The following is a 15,553-nucleotide window of genomic DNA, read 5'->3' as shown; positions in this document are numbered from 1 at the left end:
CCTCGATCGGGTGTCACCAAGGGGGACGATGGTCGGTGGGCAGCGCCGCCCATGGACCGCGTCACGGCGGGAAGGGCCTGTGCCGTCGCGTAGTTCGAGAGAGTGCAGGTTCGATGAGCAGTCCGATCAAGGTAATCGTTCTGGGGGCGGGGATCGGAGGACTCACTACCGCGGCCGCGCTGCGGCACGCGGGTTTCGCCGTCGAACTATACGAAGCGGGCCCCGAGCTGCGTGCGCAGGGTTTCGGTCTTTCGGTGCAGGCCAATGGAATCAACGCGTTGCGCACCCTCGGCCTCGGCCTCGATGAGCAACTGCTCGAACGCGGCGGCCGGGTCGAGACCTTCCGCTTCTGCAACCCGGACGGCAGCCCGATCAGGGTGCTCCCGGTGCACCGGCTCGATGCCCAGCTCGGCGCGCCCGCCGTGGCACTGCACCGCACCGACCTGCACGACGTGCTGCTGCGCGCGATCGGCGACACGCCGACTTTCGTCGCCGCGCAGGCGACCCGGTTCGTCGACGACGGCGAGCACGTGCGGGTGGAGTTCGCCGACGGCCGGGTTTCCGAGGGCGATCTGCTCGTCGGCGCCGACGGCATCCATTCCATGGTGCGCGCCCAACTGCACGGCCGCGCCGAACCACGCGCGGGCAATTTCGTGTGCTGGCTGGCCTGCATCCCGTTCGAGCATCGCAATGTCGCGCGCGGCCTCTCGGCGCACTTCTGGGGCACCGGAATGCGGTTCGGCATCCACGACATCGGTCACGGCCGGGTGTACTGGTGGGGCACCCAGACCTTGCCCGCCGACGAGGCGGCGAACTGGCGCGGCGGCAAGGAGGACCTGCTGCGCTTGTACGCCGATTGGGCGCCGGAGGTGCGCGCCTGCATCGAGCAGACCGACGAATCCGCGATTCTCGCGGTGCCGGCCCAGGACCGCCCGCCACTTCCGCGGTGGGGCCGCGGCCGGGTGACCCTGCTCGGTGACGCGGCGCACCCGATGCTGCCCAGTCTCGGCCAGGGTGCCAACTCAGCCATCGAGGACGCGGTAGTGCTGGCGAACGTGCTGCGCAACGCGCTGGATCCGGTTGCGGGCCTGCGCCGTTACGAGCAGCTGCGCGCCGATCGCACCGCCATGTTCGTGAACGGCTCGGCCTCGCTCGCCAAGATCGAGCAGACCACCGATCCGCGTCTGGTGCGGGTGCGCGACACCTACTTCCGGCACGCGCCCACCGAATTCTTCCTGCGCGAGCTCGCCAAGCCGATGTCGTTCCCGCCGCTGGACGGGCCGACCGCGCGGCTGCCGCGCCCGTTGTCGCCGGTCGAGCGCTGGCACTGGATCGCCGATCAGCTGGCGCCGCTGCACATCTTGTCGCGCGTGCGGATCCGCGGACAGGTCGACGCCGGACAGATCCGGGCCGGCCTGGACGAAGTGCAGCGCCGACATCCGCTCTTGCGGGTCGCCGTGGCCGCCGAACCCGACGGCACCGCACCGCGTTTCGTCCCGGTGCAGGCGCCCATCCCGCTGCGCGTGATCGAATCCGAGGACAGCACCACGTGGTTGACCGAGGTCGACGAAGTCGAGCTGCGCGAGCCGTTCGACTGGCGCACCGGGCCTTTGGCCAGGGCGGTGCTGATCAAGGAGACCGACGGCACCAACGAGCTGATCGTGACGTTGCACTACGCGATCGCGGATGGCGAGAGCGCGCTGTCGGTGGCCGAGCAGGTGCTGTACGCGGCCGCCGGGGAAGCGGGCGAGTTCCCGCCCGCCCCGGTGCGGCCCGGCCCGGAAGATCTCTTCCCGCCGCGCTTCCAGGGCGGCAGTGGCGCGCTTCGCACCGCGGGTTCGCTGCTGCGCGACCAGAAGTCACAGCTGCGCAGGCCGCGCAGGCTGGAACCGACCTCGCTGGCTCCGCCCGCACAGCGGCGCAGCCGGGTGGTGCATCGCAGCCTCGACGCCGACCGGCTCGACGCGCTCACCGCCGGCTGTGCACGCCACGGCGTCGGCTTGCAAGCCGCCTTGTCCGCGGCGCTGCTGATGGCGGCGGCCAGGGAGGCGGGCACCGGCAAGGCGACCTGGTACACCGTCGGCAGCTCGGTGAACTTCCGCGACCATCTCGACGGCGCCGCCGCGGACACCGAGGTCGGCACCTATCAGGGCATGATCGCCACCCCGGCGAAGTATGCGCCGTGGGCCTCGCTGTGGGAGATCGCCCTCGAGATCGAGCGCGAATACGGCGCGCGGATGGATCGGCGCGATCATCTCTCCGCCTTGAACCTGTTGAAGGTGGCCGCGCCGAAATCGGCGGCGGCCAGCGCGTCCACCGTCAAACTGATGGATACCCGTGGTCCCGGTCATCTCTGTATGACCTACCTGGGCAGCTATCCCTTCCCGGACAAGATCGGCTCCTGGCAGCTGGAAGGCGCGCAGTTCGTCTCCGGCATGTCGGTGAGCGGGTTCATCATGGCCACCGCCAATGCGACCCACGACGAGTTGTCCTTCAACATCGGTTACGTCGAACCCGCGGTGTCGCGGGATCGAGCCGAACGCCTCGCCGATGAGAGTGTGCGCGCGCTGCTGTCGGCCTGCTGACCCGCCTACACCACAAGACGACAGGAGAGTCCCGGCATCGGCGAAGTCGATGCCGTGATTTGCGATATCGATAACTGGATAACTGTGGTAGCAGCTTTGCGTGTCAGAGATCAGGGTGGGCTTGGTTATCCGCGCACAGCCGGTGCCGCGAGTGTCGCGATAGGAGTGACTGTGACATCCGAACCGAGTGCTACTCCCCATCGACCCGAGGCGTGGCCGGTCAGCGCGTACCAACGAGATGTGTTGTCCGTGGCCTTCCGGTACGGGCCCGCGCCGGTCACCAGGAACGCTTACTGCGCGTTCCTGGACGAGCCCTTCGACATGGCCCGGCTGCAAGCGGTGGTCCGCCGGGCACTGCTCGCCGACGCCGCGCTGCGGCTGCGTTTCGAATTCTCCGAAGGCCGCTTCTGGCAGTGGATTTCCGACGAGCTGCCGGAAGTCGAGCTGATCGACCTGAGCTGGGCCTCGGACCCGGCCGCGGCCCGCCGGGACTGGGTGAACCGGGCCAACCTGACGCCCTCCCCGCCGCGCCGGCCGTTCCGGATCGCCGCGCTGGTCGACGGACCCGACCACTTCTATCTCTACGTGGCGATGCACCACGCGATGATCGACGGGTGGGGCGTGAACGCGTTGTGGGCCGCCCTGGTGGACAACTACAGCCGTTCGGACCTGCCACTCGAACTGCTCGCCGAACCGGAACCGGTCACCGAGGAGACCGACCGCGGCGTGAGCACCTACCGCAAGATCGCGGCCGAACACGAGGAGTATCTGTCGTCTCCGCAGTGGGTCGCCGACCGCGACGCGCTGGTCCGCCGCTTCGAAGGAGTGGTTCCGGCGCTCTTCTCCGGCCGGGCGAGCACCCCGAACGTGGACCGGGGACGCCGGCGCGTGGTGGTGGAACCCGCATTCCTGGACCGGATTCGCGCGACCGGCTTCTCCGTCTTCGCCTTCACCGTCTCGGCGCTGGCCGCGTACCTGACCACCGTCCATCGCTCCGAAGAAGTGGTGATCGGCGTCCCGATGCTGAATCGGCACAGCGCGGAGACCTTCCGCACCGCCGGGCACCGGACGAACGTGGTGCCGCTGCGCATCCGGGTCGACCCCGCCGAGCCGCTGTCGGCGGTCGCGTCCGAGGTGACCGCGCAGATCCGGGAGCTCAAGCGCTACGAGCGCTTTCCCTACGGTGACCTGGCCCGTGCGCTCAGCAGCGATCCGACGGCACCGCCGCTGTTCGACGTGGCGTACTCCTACATCAAGATGCCGTCGTCGGATCATCTCGACAAGATCCTCGGCACCATCGACATCATCAATCCGGGCACGGTGCTCGAGGCGCTGAACATCCTCGCCGTCGAGCACGCGCGCGACGGTTCGCTGAACCTCCAGCTCTACTACGATCGAGACGTCTTCGACGAGAACTTCCCGTTCGAGTCGGTCGTGCGCAGCATAGGTGCGCTCCTGGCGGCGGCGCTGGACCGGCCCGACACCCCGATCTCGGCCTTGCCGCTGATGCCCAGGCGAGAGTTGGCCGCCATCACCGCTTTCGAAACCGGGCCGCGCGAAGAGTTTCCGTACACCACGATCGACCGTTTGTTCCGCGAGGCGGCCGCCGAGCACCCGGACCGAGTGGCGATCGAGGCGGTCGCGGGCTCGGGAGAGCGGGCGCTGCGCTACGGCGAGCTGTCCGCGCTGGCCGACGGATTCGCCGCCCGGCTGCGGGCGCTGGGCGTGACCGGCAACGAATGTGTCCCGGTGGTGCTGACGCGTTCGACGGAGCTGCTCGTCGCGATTTTCGGCACGCTGCGCGCCGGGTGCGCGTACGTGCCGTTGGACCCGGACTTTCCGGCCACGCGCATCGAAACCGTGCTCGCCGACTGCGGAGCGCGCTTCGTGGTGGCCGGACCCGAGCACCAAGCGGTGTTCGACAAGCTGCGCGTCACCCGGATCGCGATGGCCGAGATCGTGCCAGCGCGCGGTATCGACAACGTCTCGCATCCAGCTGATTTGAGCTATCTCATCTACACCTCGGGCTCCACGGGAGTGCCCAAAGGCGTCATGATCGAGCACCGGTCGGTGGTGAACCGGCTGACCTGGATGCAGCGACGCTACCCGTTGCACGCCGAGGATGTGATCCTGCAGAAAACGCCGGTCACCTTCGACGTCTCGGTGTGGGAGCTGTTCTGGTGGGCGATCACCGGCGCCAGATCGGCGTTGCTGGAGCCGGGCGGCGAGCGCGATCCGCGCCGCATCGTCGACGCCATCGGCGCGCACACGGTCACCGTGCTGCACTTCGTGCCGTCCATGCTGGCCGCGTTCGTCGACGAGCTGGCGGCCCACCCCGCGGCGGTCGCGCGGATCGGCAGCCTGCGCCGGGTGTTCTGCAGCGGCGAGGCGCTACCACCGGCGCTGGTGCGCCGATTCCACGCGGTCTTCACCGCGGCCGGGGCGACGGCACCGGAACTGGTGAATCTCTACGGCCCGACCGAAGCCACGGTCGACGTCTCCTATTTCGACTGCCCCCGCGACGATGCGCTCGACGTGGTGCCGATCGGACGGCCGATCGACAACATCGACCTGCTCGTGCTCGACGAAATGGGCCGCCGTGTACCGGTCGGGGTACCGGGCGAACTGAACATCGCGGGCGTCGGCGTGGCGCGCGGATATCGCGGCAGGCCCGAGCTGACCGCGGCCGCCTTCGTCGACGATCGCGCGGTGCCGGGACGGCGGCGCTACCGCACCGGCGATCTGGCGCGCTGGCTGCCGGACGGCAACCTCGAGTATCTGGGCCGCTTCGACGACCAGGTGAAGATCCGCGGCAACCGGGTCACGCTCGGCGAGGTACACAACGCCATGCTCGGTTGCCGCGGGGTGCGTGCCGCGGCCGTGGTAGACGAACTGTCCGAGGCGCACGGTGTGCAGCTGGTCGGCTACTTCGTCGGAACCGACGTGACCGGTGAGGAGATCGCCGCGCAGATCGCCGACCGATTGCCGCGCTACATGGTGCCCACCCGGCTGATCCGGGTAGACCGAATCCCGCTGACCCGCAACGGGAAACTCGACCGCTGGGCGCTCGCCGAACAGCTCGTGCTCGGACACGGCGCCGAGCAGGTCGCGGGTGTCCAGCCGCGCAACGACGTCGAGGCGCGGCTCGCGCGAGTCTGGTGCACGGTGCTCGGCGTCGAGTCGATCGGTGTACACGACAACTTCTTCACCCACGGCGGCGATTCCATTCTCGCGCTGGCCGTGCGCACCACCGCCGAGCGCGCCGGGCTCTACTTCGACGTGGACGCCTTCTACCAAGCGCCGACCATCGCCGAGCTGGCGCGCGTGGTGCGCGACGACCGGGACGGCGACGAGCACGCGCGTGTCTTGTCGCCGCTGGAGACGGTGCCGCTCATCGACCGCGCCGCGCTGCACCGGGTCGAGGACGCGTTCCCGGCCACGGCGCTGCAACTGGGCATGCTGTATCACAGCATCGAGCGCGCCGACTCCGTCACGTACAAGGACGCTTTCCGGTATCGGCTCGAAATGCCCTGGGATGACGCGGAGTTCCGTGCGGCCGTGGACCGGCTGGTGCGGCGTCAGCCCGCGCTGCGCTCGTCGTTCGAGCTGAGCAAGTACTCGATTCCGCTGCAGATCGTGCACACCGAGGCGCCCTACGAGCTGGAGATCGTCGACCTCGGCGATACCGACGAGCTGGACGGTGCGGAACTGATCGAGTCCTACCTCCAGGAACGCACGCACGCCCAGTACGACATCTCGGTCGCTCCGCTGTTCGCCATCCGGGTGTTCGTCCGCCCTGGTCCACACGAACCGGTGGGCACGGTGGACCTGGTTCTGAGCTTCCACCACGCCATCCTGGACGGCTGGAGTGTCGCCACCTCGGTGCTGGAACTGCTGCTGGACTATCTGAGCCACCTCGGCATGACGCAGACCCGCATCGAGGCCACGCCCCATCCGGCGACCGTTCTGGCCGAGTACGCGCAGGCCGAACAGGGCAGCGCGCACGACACGGCGCGCGAGTACTGGCTGACCGCGCTCGCCGGGGCGGAACCCACCGCCCTCACCGCGCTCGGGGCGCACCAACCGGCGGTCGCCGAGGTCCCGCAAGCGAAGGCGCTGGTGCCGCGCCGCTTGGCCAAGCGCGTGACGGCCTTCGCCACGCGACACCAGATTCCCGAGAAATCGGTCTATCTGGCCGCGCACTGCCTGGCGCTGCGGGCACTCACCGGGCGTACGGATGTCACCACCGGTGTGGTCAGCCACGGTCGCCCGGACCGCGCGGGTGCCGAACGAGTGGCCGGGCTGTTTCTCAATACTCTGCCCATCCGGCTGGACAACACCGCGACCACGTGGCGCGCGGCAGTGGAGCAGATCGCGCGCCGGGAACGCGAGGCCTATCCGTACCGTCGCTATCCACTGCGGTCGATCCTCGCCGATGGCGCCCCGGCGTTCGAGACGGCGTTCAACTTCGTCAACTACCACGTCTTCCAGCCCATGGTCGTGCTGGACGGGGTGCGTCTGGTGGACGTCGACGTCCGCGAGGAGACCAATTTCCAGCTGCTGGTGACCGCGGCGACCGACCCCCGCGACGGCCGGATGTGGCTGCGGGTCGACGGCCACCACACGCTGACCACCGAGCAGTGCGAGACGGTGGTGCTCACTCAGCTGCGCATGCTGGCGGGGATCGTGGCCGACCCCGATGGGGTGATCGACCGGGGTGTCGGCCCGGCCACCGCCCGGGACGCCGGCACACTGGTGGCCGAGGCCGCCGCGCTGAACCCGGCGGGCATCGCGGTGGCCGGCGATGACGAATCCGTCACCTACGCCGAACTGATCGAACGCTCCGACCGCCTGGCGCGTCGCCTGGTCGGGCTGGGGGTGTCGCAGGGCGACCGGGTCGGCATTCTGATGAGGCGCCGTCCCGAACTGGTACTGCTCGTGCTCGCGCTGACCAGGATCGGGGCCGCATGTGTTCCCCTGGACGTCAGCTACCCGCGGGCCAGACTGAATCTGATGATCGACCGCGCACGCCCGCACCGCGTGGCCGCCGACGCCGACTATCGCGACATCGTCGACGACGCCGCCTTGGTGCTCGACACCACCCTGCTCTTCGACGACTCGGCAGACGACGCGGATGTCGCACTGCCCGATCATGTTTCGCCCGACGCGGTGGCCTACGTGCTGTTCACCTCCGGCTCGACCGGCGAGCCCAAGGGCGTCGCGATGCCACATCGCGGCCTGACCTCGCTGGTGGATTGGCAGATCCGCGCGGCGACCGGCACCGGCCTGCGCAGCACGCTGCAATTGGCGCCGTTGAGTTTCGACGTGTCGTTCCAGGAGATCTTCACCACCCTCGCGGCCGGGTCGACTCTACGGGTGAGTTCGGCCGACCTGCGGTCGAACGTCGAGCAGCTGCTGAACACGGTGGTGGACGAGGGCATCGAACGGCTGTTCCTGCCGTACGTGGCGTTGCAGGCGTTCGCTGAGGCGGCCGTGGGTCTGCGGAAGTTCCCGACCGAGCTGAAGGTGCTGATCTCCTCCGGCGAGCAGCTGCGCATCACCGACGAGATCCGCGCCCTGTGCAAGGTGGTTCCGGGTTTGGTGCTGGAAAACCAATACGGCCCCACCGAATCTCATGTCGCCACGAAATTCACTTTGCAGGGCCCGGCCGACGAGTTCCCCGCGCTGCCGCCCATCGGCCGGGCCGTCGACGGCGACACCGTGGACCTGCTCGACAGCGCGCTGCGCCCGGTGCCCGACGGCGTGATCGGCGAGATCTATCTCGGCGGCCGTTCCCTCGCGCGCGGCTACGAGGGCCGCCCCGCGCTCACCGCCCAGCGGTTCGTGGCCACCCATGCGGGCGGAATCCGCTACCGCACCGGGGATCTGGGCGTTCGGCTGTTCTCCGGCGACATCGTCTGCCTGGGCCGCAGCGACAGCCAGGTGAAGATCCGCGGCTTCCGGGTGGAGCCGGCCGAAGTGGAGCTGTGCATCCTCGGCCTGGTGGAGAAGTTCCCTGGCATTACCGAAGCGGCCGTGGTGGCGCGCGGCTTCGGCGGTATCGACGGGTCGCTGATCGCGTTCCTGGTCGGCTCGGCGGAACAGACCGATCTGGCCGCGCTGCGGCACGACTTGCGGGCGGTGCTGCCCGCGCACATGGTGCCGTCGCGGTTCGTCTGGCTCGACGAGCTGCCCCGCACGCCCAGCGGCAAACGCGATGACGCGACGTTGCGCGATCATGGCGCGCACGTCACGGATTCCCTAGCGGCGCAACGGGAACCGGCCGACGAGTACGAGCGGTCGGCGGTGCAGGTGCTGGCCGAATACGCCGGTCTGCGCGCGATCGGCGTGGACGACGATTTCTTCGCGGCGGGCGGGACCTCGATCGGGGCGATGCGGGTGGTGATGGCGCTGTCGCGCCGATGGGGTGTCGAAGTGCCGCTGGACGCGTTCATCAGCGCGCCCACCGCGGCCGGGCTCGCGACGCTGGTGCGGGCGGGCGGCGACGTTCACCGCACTTTCGACCCGCTGGTGCCGCTCAACCCCGACGGCACCAAGCCGCCACTGTTCCTGGTGCACCCGATCGGCGGGAATGTGCTGTGCTATTTGACCCTTGTGCGGTATCTGGATCCGGATCGCCCGGTGTACGGACTGCAGGCGGCCGGCGCGGACGCGGGTAGTGCGCCGGAGAAGTCGATCGCGGCGATGACCGAGTCGTATCTGGAAGCGCTGCGGCGGGTGCATCCGACCGGCCCATATCATCTGGCGGGTTGGTCGTTCGGCGGCTATGTCGCCTTGGAGATGGCACGTCAGCTGCCGGAGCATGAAGTGTCCAGCGTGACGCTGCTGGACACCATGGCGCTACGCGCGCAAGCGCGCACGCCGATCCCGGAGGAGAAGCTGATCCGGTGGTTCTTCCTCGAGCTGCTGTGGTACGCGCGCGGAAGCCAGTCCGCCCTGATCGATTTCGAGCCCGACGTGCACGGTTCCGAAGAGCTGTTCGCGGCGATGCTGGCCGAGGCGGTGCGGTCGGAGATTCTGCCCTCCGCCAGCTCGCCGCAGGCGATCCGGCGCCTCTACGAGGTGTTCTACGCCAACTACTCGGCGATGCTGGACTACAAGCTCGAGCCCTACGAGCGGGATATCACGCTGCTGCGTGCCAGCGAGGGACTGCCGCCGGGCGTCGACCTGGCGCACCAGACCGTCGGCAGCATGTTCGACAGCGCGGACAACGGCTGGAAGCAGTACGCGGCCCGCCGGTTCACGGTGATCTCCGTCCCCGGTGATCACCTGGACATGATGACCGAACCGAACATCAGCGAGGTGGGGCTGCGCTTGGACGAGGTGCTCTCCGCCGCCGATCCCGACCTGGATCGGGAGTGGAACGAATCCATGCTGGACGCTTGACTAGCTCACGAACTCACCGCGGCCGCCATTCCGCGCAGCGCGGCCGTGGTGAATTCGTCCAGCGGATAGAACAATTCGATGGCCAGCTCCGACAGCGTGACGTCGGCCGGCGCGCCGAAGGTGGCCATCGTGCTGAACATCGACAGCTCGCCCGCCGGTGTGCGGATCCGGATCGGCACGTCGAAAGGGCCCGGCGGCGTGCCGGCCTCCGCTGTGGCGTCGGCGTCCGGCGGGTCCGGGTAGCCGGACACCTCGTCGTACAGCGCCGCCAGCTCATGGTCGCCGCTCGCGCTGACCTGCCTGGCCAGCCGCTCCAGGAACAGCGCGCGCACCTGGGCGAGGTTGGCCAGCCGGGACGCCAGTCCGTCCGGGTGCAACACCAGCCGGTACACATTCGGGTGCGGTGCCCGCAGGTGCGCGGGAACGCCGTCCATCAGCACGCTCATCGCGGCGTTGCCGGTGACCACGTTCCACAGGCGATCGATGACCACGGCCGGGTAGGGTTCGTGCGCGGCCAGCATGGTCTCCAGGGCGGCTCGGACCGATGTGAGATGCGCGTCGTCGAGGCTGCTCTCCCGATACGCGGGCGCATAACCGGCTGCCATCAGCAGCGTATTGCGTTCACGCAGCGGCACGTCCAGTGTGTCGCACAGACGCAACACCATCGCCCTGCTGGGCATGGCGCGCCCGGTCTCCACGTAGGAGAGGTGCCGCGCCGAGGTATCGGCCGCCAGCGCCAGGTCCAGCTGACTCAACCTGCGCCGCTGCCGCCATTCGCGCAGCAGGACGCCCGCTCTCGATCGCGTCTGCACCGATGTCATTCGGTCAGCTAAGCACCCGTGCCGCCGTCCGGCCATGACCTGTGAGGTTATTGAGACGCTCACTTCCGGCCAGCAGTGTTGGTCCCGACGGATCGACCACAGGAGGACGATATGAGACCCACGACCCTGGCCGGCCGGAGCGGCAACGCCACCTTTCTGCGCACCGCGCTCACGGTGGACGGCTGGAGCACCGGGATCTTCGGCGGGGTGCTGGTGGCCGGCGCCGCATTCCTGCGCGACCCGATCGGGCTGCCGATCGCGTGGAGCATCCCGTTCGGCGTCGTCATGCTGGGCGGTGCGCTCGTGTTGCTGATGATCGCTCGATCCCCGGTGATATCGGCGCGGCACGCACAGGCGGTCGTCGCCGTCAACGCGCTCTCGGCTGCCGGAATGATCGGGCTGGCCGGTTCCGGTGTGCTCGCGCTGACCGGTCTCGGCGTGGCGTTCCTCATGGTCGGCGCCGTGGCGGTCGCGATCTTCGCCGGGCTGGAGTTCGCCGGGCTGCGCAGGCTCGGTTGACGTGGCGGGACGCCGCAAATCCTTTGCGCACGTTCTCGGTGACCAGGTAGAGAAATCCGGATGGACGTCTCGACACCCGAGGTCAGATTGCTCATGCCGGACGATTGGGCGGCATTCCGGCGGGTCCGTCTCAGGGCGCTGGCCGACACGCCGCAGTTCTTCGGTTCCACCTTGACCGAGGCGCGGGCCCGCACCGAGGGGGACTGGCGGCGCGCGCTGACCGATCGGGCGCAGTTCCTGGCCGAGTCGGCGGGAGCCGAGCTGGGCACAGTCGCGGGCATGCCCGATCGGGAACGCGGTGGTGTGCACCTGATTTCGATGTGGGTGGCGCCGCGGGCGCGAGGCACCGGGGTGTCGGACCGCCTGGTTCGCGCGGTGCTCGATTGGGCCGTGGCGGGCGGCCACCGCGTGGTCCGCTTGGAGGTCGCCGAGCGCAATAACCACGCCGAGGGGTTGTATCTGCGTAACGGCTTCGTGCGCACGGGTGTGAGCGGACCCGTGGCCCCGGGCGACGCGCGCAGGGAATTCGAGATGCAGTGGCGTCTGCCGGAGTCCCGTTTGTCCGATCGTTCGTAGGGTAACCGGCCAGCGATGGCATCCAGGAAATCTGTCCGGCGCCGCGCAGCCGAGGACAGGAGACGGTGATGAACGAACACGAACGCCCGGATCCAGACGGTGTCCATGACATCGCCGATGTGGGCGAGAAGGCCGATTCCGAGCGGGAACACGGTTCGGGCCACCATGCCGCGAAAGAATCAGAGCAGGCGGAGCCGGAGGCGGCGACCGCAGGGCGACAGGCGGACGACACGGCAGCCGAAGTGGGCGGCCCTACCGCCGGAGCGGCAGGTATGACGGGGTTGGAGACGCCGACCGTGGGGCGTGCGGGGGAAGAGAGCGCTGCCGAGCTCAGCGCCGCCGCTGCTGCCGGAGTGGCAGGTATGACGGGGTTGGAGACGCCGGCCGAAAGGCGTGCGGCGGAGGAAACCGCTGCTGAGGTGAGCGGCCCTGCGTCCGGAACGGCACCCTTCGCGGAGGCGGAGGCGGAGGCGACCATGACCGGGCGAGAGGCCGAGTTGAGTGGCGCTGCGGCCGCGGCGGCACCGCAGGCCACGCCAGCGGTGGACGAGTCCGTCCGACGCGCAGCCGAGCGTGCGGAGCTGGCCGAGGCCAATGCCGCGAGCGCTGCCGAACTCGGCGCCGCCGGACTTCCCGAAGCAGTAGCCCACCCGGGCCGCACGCTCGTGGACATGGTCCGTGACAAGCCCATACTGGCGGCCGCGCCCGCCGCGGTGCTCGCCTTCATTCTCTGGCGCGCCGTCCGTGGACGATGATGTTCCGGCCGGCGTGCCTCAGATATGCCGCCGGTAGACCTGCCGTGAACCGCCCTCCGGCCCGGTGGCCGCGGCTTCCGCGGGATTGAATCCCATGTGCTCGTAGAACGCACGGGCGCCGCTGGCCGCCGCGCCGGGATGATCGGCCCCGAAGGTGACCACTTCGAGTGTGCCGGGGCAGTGCACGTACCGGCGTATCGCGTCGGTGGTCAAGGCCCGTCCGATGCCATGTCCGCGGGCCTGCTCCGCGACGACCAGCCAGTCCACCCGGTAGGTCGGCGGCTGCGCGCCGAACATGATGGCGCCGAGCACTTCGGCTCCCGCGGACCGGGCGACGAGCGCCGTGCCCGCCCGAATGTGCCGTAGCACCGCCGCATGGAACCCGGCCTCGTCGACCATCGGGCCGAACCAGTGCTCGACTTGCCCCGCCAGTTCGAGCAATCCGGCGAGGTCGTCTTCCCGCGCAAGCCTGACAATCATCCGCGCCATCGTGACAGGATCGGCCGCTGTCGTCGACCCCTGGGACGGATTCAGTCGGCGAACCGCAGGGCGAGGCCGAGTTTCACCGGGCTCCGTTCATGCCGGAACGGGCTGCGCGATATCCGGCCGTGGGGCCGGTAGCCGCATGAGCGTGATGCCATACGTCGCGATCCAGGCGACCCACAGCAGCCAGCTCACCAGGCCGAGCATGCCGAGCGGGGTGAGGTGGTCGAGTACGAGCGGACCCACTGTCGCCCAGCCGAATTGACCTGCGGCCGCAGTCAGTCCGAGCAGGGCATGCCACCGCCGGATCAGTCCGGTACGCCATCCGCCGATGGAGAATCCGAGCATGGCCACGGCGAGAAATGTGCCGTTGAGCGCGAACAGGGCGTTGTGCAGGGCCCAGAGTCCCGCGGCGTCGCCGGTGCTGTGCGAGAGCGCGAGCCGCGTGGCGGCCACGCCGACGAAGGTGCTGTTCTGTAGCAAGAGTCCCGCGAAGCCGACCAGCGACCAGGCCGACCCGAGTGTCCGTTCACGCGGCCACAGCACCGCGACGGCGGCGGCGCCGAACACGATGACGCACGCCCACGCCGCGGGAAGGAATACCGACGCCAGTCGAACCGGACTTACCGCATCGGCGAAGAAGGCTTCCGCGTCGGCGATGTCGGCGCCGAACCGTGGCATGCCTGCGGGTTCGAGGATCAGGTTCGCGCCGACGATGACGAGCGCGAAGCCGAGGCCCGCCAGGCCGCCGATCCATGTGAAGGGACGCGCACATTTCGATTCTTCTATCATGTATTGAATATAAGTACCGTAAACTGAAAGGGGAACCATGATCGCGGAACCGGCCCGGCGCCGCTACGACTCGCTACGCCGCGCCGCCCAGGCACAGCAGACCAGTGTGGAGATCGCTCGGGCTGCGCGAGAGCTGTTCTTGGCCAAAGGCTGGGCGGCGACTACGGTGCGTGACGTCGCGCGCGTCGCGGGTGTCTCGGTGCCGACGGTCTACGCCGCGTACGGCAACAAGACCGGTCTCACGAAAGCGCTCGCCGACGCGGCCGACTTGTCGGCCGACGTACCTTTGTTGCTCGCCGATCTGGAAGCCGCCACCGAGCCGCGTCGGCAGCTGGCCGCGATGGTCGCCTACGACCGTAGGCTCTATGAGCGAGCGGGCGACGTGATCGTGCTGCTGCGCGAGGCGGGACGCACCGAACCCGAACTGGCCCAGGCGTACCGCGACGGCCGCCGCCGTGGCGACGACGCGCACCGTCAGGTCCTGTCCGCGTGGCCCGCCGGCACGCTGCGCGATGGCATCGACGTGCCGGCCGCCGTGGATATCTACGCGGCGGTCTGCAACATCGACGCCTTCACAGAACTCACCGCCGGGCGCGGCTGGTCACCCGAGCGAGTCGGGGCATGGTGGACCGCGCTGCTCACGCGTGAGCTGCTGGAGGAACGGTGATCAGCACAGTCCCGCCAGTTTGTAGAGGACCAGTGATCCCGCCACCGCGACGTTGAGGCTGTGCCCGGTGCCGACCATCGGGATCTCCACGGTGATGTCGGCAAGTTCGAGTCCTTCGGGTGGTATGCCGGTGGTCTCGTGCCCGAGGAGGACGATGGTGCGCCGCCGGGCCGCGGGAAGGTCGGCGAGGCGGACAGATTCGTCGGTCAATTCCACGCCGACGACCGCGGAGCCGCCGTCCCGCTGCCGGGCCAGCCATCGCTCGACGCGTCCATCGATCCAGTGCACGCATTGCCGGTGCCGAAGCGTATTGCCTTGCGCCAGCGCGTCGGGCACCCAGGGCCGTCGCGGCACCGCCAGGCACGCGCCGACCGCGTCGCAGGTGCGCAGCAGCGTCCCCAGATTCACGCCGTGCTTCGGCCACAGCGGTGCGGCGAGTAGATGATTCCAGCAACCGTGGCCGCGCCTGCGGCGCTGTCCGCGCAGTTCCGTGCGGGTCTTGACCCGCGCGGCAGTCATAGCGAAACGGGAACTGCCTTCCCGTGGGAGAGAGTGATATTCATCGAGACGATGCTTGGCGGCGCATCGGAGCCATCACCGAGGGCGGAAACACCCGAGATTTAGTCGTTTCCCACGATACGCCGAGAACGCGGGCCAACCCGCTCAGCGGGGCCGTACGTGCCACCATCCGTTCGCAAGGGTGTTATTGCTGGCACGGAGTTGTCGTTGCCGTGGCACGCGGGCGGCGCTCTGTCGTCGGCGTGGCGGGCGTGAGCCATTCGGCCTCAGAGGGCGCCACGCCGAACAGCATTCGAGGCAATCCTATGACAGCAAGCAACCGGTCTAGGCCACCTTCGCGGCCCGGCCCGCTCGGGCCGGGCCCGCGAATGCATAAGGGCGCAGCCGGATGTGCTCCGTCCCCAGCCCCGGGCAGGCGGAGCGAAGGCC

The 15,553-nt window shown here is 69.1% G+C and carries 10 protein-coding genes; 6 read left to right on the top strand and 4 right to left on the bottom strand.

What is annotated here, in order from left to right; genetic code table 11:
• Nucleotides 1-113: 113 nt before the first annotated feature.
• Both AB0M45_RS22315 and AB0M45_RS22310 read left to right on the top strand, forming a co-directional pair.
• Nucleotides 114-2,585: an FAD-dependent monooxygenase gene (locus AB0M45_RS22315; protein WP_364332266.1), complete on the top strand. Its 2,472-nt coding sequence runs from the start codon at nucleotides 114-116 to the stop codon at nucleotides 2,583-2,585.
• Between the two features lie 171 nt (nucleotides 2,586-2,756).
• Nucleotides 2,757-9,992: an amino acid adenylation domain-containing protein gene (locus AB0M45_RS22310; protein WP_364332264.1), complete on the top strand. Its 7,236-nt coding sequence runs from the start codon at nucleotides 2,757-2,759 to the stop codon at nucleotides 9,990-9,992.
• Between the two features lie 5 nt (nucleotides 9,993-9,997).
• Here the strand turns inward: AB0M45_RS22310 and AB0M45_RS22305 are convergent, their stop codons facing one another.
• A complete protein-coding gene (locus tag AB0M45_RS22305) occupies nucleotides 9,998-10,813 on the bottom strand; it encodes a helix-turn-helix transcriptional regulator (protein ID WP_364332262.1) in 816 nt (271 codons plus the stop codon).
• 111 nt (nucleotides 10,814-10,924) lie between these two features.
• Here AB0M45_RS22305 and AB0M45_RS22300 point away from each other — a divergent pair, with 111 nt between their 5' ends.
• The 3 genes from AB0M45_RS22300 (at nucleotide 10,925) to AB0M45_RS22290 (ending at nucleotide 12,663) form a co-directional block, all read left to right on the top strand.
• A complete protein-coding gene (locus AB0M45_RS22300) occupies nucleotides 10,925-11,332 on the top strand; it encodes a hypothetical protein (RefSeq protein WP_364332260.1) in 408 nt (135 codons plus the stop codon).
• Between the two features lie 60 nt (nucleotides 11,333-11,392).
• Nucleotides 11,393-11,908 carry a GNAT family N-acetyltransferase gene (locus AB0M45_RS22295; protein WP_364332258.1) on the top strand — a complete coding sequence of 172 codons (516 nt, stop codon included), beginning with the start codon at nucleotides 11,393-11,395 and terminating at the stop codon, nucleotides 11,906-11,908.
• Nucleotides 11,909-11,976: 68 nt separating this feature from the next.
• Nucleotides 11,977-12,663 carry a hypothetical protein gene (locus tag AB0M45_RS22290; protein ID WP_364332255.1) on the top strand — a complete coding sequence of 229 codons (687 nt, stop codon included), beginning with the start codon at nucleotides 11,977-11,979 and terminating at the stop codon, nucleotides 12,661-12,663.
• 18 nt (nucleotides 12,664-12,681) lie between these two features.
• Here the strand turns inward: AB0M45_RS22290 and AB0M45_RS22285 are convergent, their stop codons facing one another.
• Nucleotides 12,682-13,143, bottom strand: a complete 462-nt coding sequence (locus tag AB0M45_RS22285) for a GNAT family N-acetyltransferase (protein ID WP_364332252.1) — start codon at nucleotides 13,141-13,143, stop codon at nucleotides 12,682-12,684.
• Between the two features lie 96 nt (nucleotides 13,144-13,239).
• Complete coding sequence (locus AB0M45_RS22280) at nucleotides 13,240-13,938, bottom strand: hypothetical protein (protein WP_364332249.1); 699 nt, start codon at nucleotides 13,936-13,938, stop codon at nucleotides 13,240-13,242.
• 37 nt (nucleotides 13,939-13,975) lie between these two features.
• Here AB0M45_RS22280 and AB0M45_RS22275 point away from each other — a divergent pair, with 37 nt between their 5' ends.
• Entirely contained in the window at nucleotides 13,976-14,605 is a 630-nt protein-coding gene (locus AB0M45_RS22275; protein ID WP_364332246.1) for a helix-turn-helix domain-containing protein, read from the top strand.
• Here the strand turns inward: AB0M45_RS22275 and AB0M45_RS22270 are convergent, their stop codons facing one another.
• A complete protein-coding gene (locus tag AB0M45_RS22270; RefSeq protein ID WP_364332243.1) occupies nucleotides 14,606-15,124 on the bottom strand; it encodes a TrmH family RNA methyltransferase in 519 nt (172 codons plus the stop codon).
• Nucleotides 15,125-15,553 lie beyond the last annotated feature (429 nt).

Origin of the sequence: Nocardia sp. NPDC051787, assembly GCF_040681325.1 — a bacterium.
GTDB lineage: Bacteria > Actinomycetota > Actinomycetes > Mycobacteriales > Mycobacteriaceae > Nocardia.
The sequence above is the reverse complement of the archived record's forward strand: the minus strand, read 5'-3'. Positions and strand labels throughout refer to the sequence as shown.